This is a genomic window from Flavobacterium sp., assembly GCF_028712645.1.
Classification (GTDB): Bacteria; Bacteroidota; Bacteroidia; order Flavobacteriales; family Flavobacteriaceae; genus Flavobacterium.
In genome coordinates this window covers 1-4,703 of the sequence record NZ_JAQTPQ010000265.1, presented here as the reverse complement: position 1 = coordinate 4,703, position 4,703 = coordinate 1, and the positions used below count along the sequence as shown (strand labels likewise).

General features: G+C 28.9%; 6 protein-coding genes. 3 read left to right on the top strand and 3 right to left on the bottom strand.

Going from position 1 to position 4,703, the window contains the following annotated elements; all coding sequences use genetic code 11:
- Positions 1 to 338: 338 nt before the first annotated feature.
- The 3 genes from PHC28_RS15840 to PHC28_RS15830 are packed head-to-tail and all read right to left on the bottom strand — an operon-like array spanning position 339 to position 1,382.
- Complete coding sequence (locus PHC28_RS15840) at positions 339 to 593, bottom strand: hypothetical protein (RefSeq protein WP_300102889.1); 255 nt, start codon at positions 591 to 593, stop codon at positions 339 to 341.
- 57 nt (positions 594 to 650) lie between these two features.
- A complete protein-coding gene (locus PHC28_RS15835; RefSeq protein ID WP_300102886.1) occupies positions 651 to 1,106 on the bottom strand; it encodes a hypothetical protein in 456 nt (151 codons plus the stop codon).
- Positions 1,107 to 1,166: 60 nt separating this feature from the next.
- Positions 1,167 to 1,382: a hypothetical protein gene (locus tag PHC28_RS15830; protein WP_300102883.1), complete on the bottom strand. Its 216-nt coding sequence runs from the start codon at positions 1,380 to 1,382 to the stop codon at positions 1,167 to 1,169.
- Positions 1,383 to 1,644: 262 nt separating this feature from the next.
- On the opposite strand from PHC28_RS15830, the gene PHC28_RS15825 reads away from it, so the two are divergent.
- The 3 genes from PHC28_RS15825 to PHC28_RS15815 all read left to right on the top strand — a co-directional run.
- On the top strand, positions 1,645 to 3,351 hold the full coding sequence (locus tag PHC28_RS15825; RefSeq protein WP_300102880.1) for a LamG-like jellyroll fold domain-containing protein: 1,707 nt from the start codon (positions 1,645 to 1,647) through the stop codon (positions 3,349 to 3,351).
- A gap of 13 nt (positions 3,352 to 3,364) precedes the next feature.
- Positions 3,365 to 4,489 (top strand): hypothetical protein, encoded by a 1,125-nt coding sequence (locus tag PHC28_RS15820; RefSeq protein WP_300102878.1) that lies wholly within the window; start codon positions 3,365 to 3,367, stop codon positions 4,487 to 4,489.
- 2 nt (positions 4,490 to 4,491) lie between these two features.
- The coding region (locus PHC28_RS15815) for a hypothetical protein (RefSeq protein WP_300102875.1) at positions 4,492 to 4,703 on the top strand (212 nt) is incomplete at its 3' end.

Sequence of the window (4,703 nt, the reverse complement as noted above, 5' to 3'; positions counted from 1 at the left end):
TTAGATTGTTTAGCCTTTACTGGATAAAATCCTTCGTTGCGTAGAGCATCGATGATATTAATGGTAGGGATGAATTTATAATGTTTACTTCTATCTTCTCTTTTATCTTGAGCAAAGATAGAAGGAGCAACACGTTGTAAATAATCGTTTGTTAATGCCAAATCGTTCATAATATTTTTCCTTTTGGTTAAATTACGACAAAATTATAAAATAATTATTTTATATTGTCAAATCTTTTAATCGTATTTTTTAGATCACGGTATTCTCGACTTTTGATGTTTTGTTTTTCTTGTTCAATTAAAAAATTGAAAAACCAATCTAATAATTTTGTGATCATGTTATTCTCCTAACTCATAAGAAATATTTGAATAGCCATTTGCTGCCGCATTTTGTTTTGCGTTATTCAAATTTTTAACTAATGATTTGATACTTTTTGGACTCATATCAATTTTTTTATTACCTTTTTCGTGCTGCCAACTCTTCCCAACTTCCAAAGTATATTTAAAATGTTCGATCAATTCTTGAAGTGTACCAGTATCTTTTCTGGTTGAACCTGAAGTAGAGTTATGTATCAAAATAGTATATGTTTTCATAATAAAGTACCTTTGAAAGAAGTTATTTTTAAATTACGAATAAATTTTAATTTATTTTTATTTTTTTGTCAAATTATTTTTTTCTAAAGATAAACAATAAAATGGTCTATTAATCAACTGTCCATTTTTATTATATCTCCCTATAATAAAAGATTCTTCTAAATTTATTTCTTCAATCGTGATTGGTGAAGATGATATATCATCAAATACAATATCACCAGTAAAAACAGAAATGTTGGTTATTAGGAATGACATAGAATTATTTCTAATAACGTACTCTTTGATTTTTAAAACAAATTTAGAATTTTCGTATACAAGTTGACAATACTTTTCGATATCAGAATTATAATTAATTAAAATAAGTTGATCATTATACTCAACCCACTTTGTCCAAAAAAATAAAATTTCAATTTGATTATTTGTTAATGGACTCATATCAAATTCAACATATCCAGTACAGGGTACTATCATAGATAATTTAATATCTCGTTGTAATGCATCTGTAATATTCATAATATCTTCCGCTTTATATAAAAATCATGATATAAATATTATATTTGATTTAAATAAATGTCAACTATTTTTTATGTATAATACTTCTGACCAAGCTCTATCAACTAACAAACCATCTGTTTGTAACTTTTCAATAAAATACTGAATTTTATTTTCATCTTCGCGATTTCTAACTTGTACTCGAATTTCTTTGGTATTATGATATATTGAATATTTCAATTTATACTTGAAACATCCTTTAGCTATATTTTCGACAGTTTGAAGCAATTTTTTCATGATTATCCTTCATAAATAAGTTAATTTTGAAAATAATATATTAAAAAATAATATTTGTCAATTAAAATTTAATTATTTTTGTTGTAGAAATAATTAGATATAAAATTTTAAAATAAATAATAAAAATAAATTAAGGATGTTATAAATGGCAGGTTATAAAGATACTATTAAAAACGATTCACCTATTGGATTTTGGACATTTGATGGTGATCCCTTTGACCCAGATACATATCAAAGTTTAAATGGAGTAATTGTAAATGAGATGGGTACTCATACATATGGTGATATACAAGATAGAACAACTAATCCAACACAATTTTCATATCAACTAGGTTCACAAAGTTTAATTGAATTAGAACCCCAAGATAATAAATCAATGTGCTTTGGTAGATATGAAAATACACAAAAAGCATATATTCAAATATCAAAAACAACTCATTTGGTATTTCCGACGAATAGTTATTCTATCGAATTCGTATTCAATAAGACAGCAAGAAATTATCTATATCCCTATAATATAGTTAGTCCTATAATTTCAAAAGTAGGATTGATTTATGTATATATTGAGCCATCAGGTAGTAATGATTATATTGTTATATCATCTCCTGATGGTGAATCTAGATCAACTACAATACAAATACCATTCAATGGTTATTATAATAAAGAAGTCCACTTTGTATTCACGAGAGAGGTTATTGAAAAATATCCAAACGATTGGCGGTCAACTGAATCAGTATATTTTGAAGGTTCCCTTTATTATCAATTTGAAACAGCTTATGAAACTATCGCATCTGTTGATAATGCTTATCACTTATATGTTGGAGGATTACCAACAGTAGCTGAATCTGATTATTATTCAGCAAGAAGTAATTTCTTTGGTGTTGGTCCACAATTTCAAACGTCACATACATCATTTGGTCACGAAAGACATCTTTCACCATTTTATATTGATCAAATTGCGATATATGATTATGCATTACCTCAAATTAAAGTTATCAATCATTATAAAAAATTAAGAAAATATAATACTATGATTCTCAGAGATGGTGCATCAGATTTTTGGCCATTAGATGAATTAAATGATGATATTACATACAATATAGTACCTCTTACAGGTGGGGTTTCTGGTAAATATTATGGTAATCCATCTACACTGATAAGAAATCAACCAGGACCTATGAATTTTTATAATGAGCCATCAGTACATTTGACACTTGATGCATATATGTATTTTACGAGTGCCCCATTTACATTTTCCGGTAATTTTACACTCGAATTATGGTTCAAAACTGATACTAAATCGGAAGGTATTATTTTAGATGCTTCAAGTACATCAATTGATTATACTGGAATGTTGATTAGAATTAATAGAAGAAATAATATTGCATTATCAGGAGCTATTCAAGTTAATTTTACTCCTCAGAAATATTTGACTTCTCTTACAGCAGATAATAATGGAGAATTATATGACTTTACAAATGGAGAATGGCACCATTTATTAGTTTCGAGAAATCAAAATATTACGAAATTATGGTTGAATGGGGTTGAACATAGTTCTTTATATGAACCCTCCCCACAATCATTTAGTTTTACTAATATGGTATTGATGAAAGCTAAACCTGACGTTGGTGCTATGGAAGGTAATATTGCGAAATTCGCTTTTTATCAAAAAGCATTATCTGAATATCTCATACCATTAAGATATAATTTTACTACGATATATAGACTAAAAGGGGTAGTAACATTACAAGGTATTCCAACTGCAGCAGAAATACGAGTATTTGATCATTATACTGGACAATTATTAGCTATTGGTCATAGTGACGGTAATGATGGTTTATATGAGATATTATTACCAACTAATAGAAAAGTTGATTTGATGGTATTTGATAAAACAGACTTATCAGTTAGATATAGAGCATATGGTGGAGTATATCCAAACGAATTACAAGATTTAGCTATTTATTAAAAGGAATTAACAAATGACTGTTAGACAAATAAATTCAACAGATTTAGGTGCACCTGTTCTTAGTGGCACAGCGGGATCAATTATAAGGGTATTAGATGCATGTCTATTAAATGGTTTACCAACAATAGCGGTCACATCAATAGTACAAACAGGAGGAGTAGCAACAGTTACTACAGCTGTTCCACATCAATTTCATATTTTCGCTAAACCAGTTGTTATAATTGAGGGGGCAACTCCAAGTGGTTACAACGTAGAAGCAGCTATAACATGGATAGGGGCATATCAATTTACTGTACCTGTGAATGCAGGATTATCATCCCCAGCTTCTGGTACAATAACTGTTAGAATAGCAAGTTCTGGTTGGACAAAACCATTCACAGGTACAAATTTAGCTGCATATAAAATGCCAAATACAACGACGAACGGACATTATTTATTCGTTAAAGATACTACAACAACATATGCTACAGTTGTAGGTGCAGAAAATATGACTGATATCAATACAATGATTAATAGATTTCCTACATTAGCACAAAATGCTGGAAATTTATATATACATAAATCTAGTGCTGCATCAGGAACAGCGAGAAATTGGTATTTTATTGGAACAGAAAAAGAATTCATTTTAATTATTGATCAAGATTCTTCACAATCATATAGTGTGTTATTATTCGGTCAAGGTAATAGTTTAGTCGGAGGAGATACAACATTCACTTATATCCGTGGAGGAACTTATACATCATATTCATCATCCATTTATCATAGTATAAGTTCAACTTATACAACTGGTACAGCTGGAATTTACATGTTGAAGAGTTATGATAATACACAAGTATCTATCAATCCAGCAGTATTAGCGAATGGTGGTATTACATCTCAAACAACGTACGGTAATAATAGCGGATTTACAACAAAAAATTGCGATGGTACTTATATCGTAACGGATACAAAAATAGGGAATAGTACAGATTTCATAAGAGGAACAATTCCATGTATTTGGAATTGTTTAACTAAATTGGCATTTAGCGATAATTATATATGGGTACCGAGTTCTGGTACATTATTAGGTAAAACATTTAGGGCATTTACAGATGGGACAAGTTTTTGTTTTTTAATTGAAATATCTAATACTCGATAATTATGTCAGTAAAATATATTGATCTTAAATTTACAGGTAATACTGGTGATATAGTAACATCTGATAATTCAATCTTTAATAATACTGTTACATTAACGAGTCCTGCAACAATACAACAAGCACCAAGTAGTGATGGTTTAGGCTGTTTGTATATTTCTGGTACAAGTGCAAAATGTTCAACTATATTACCTTATATTTTATCAACAACGGATTT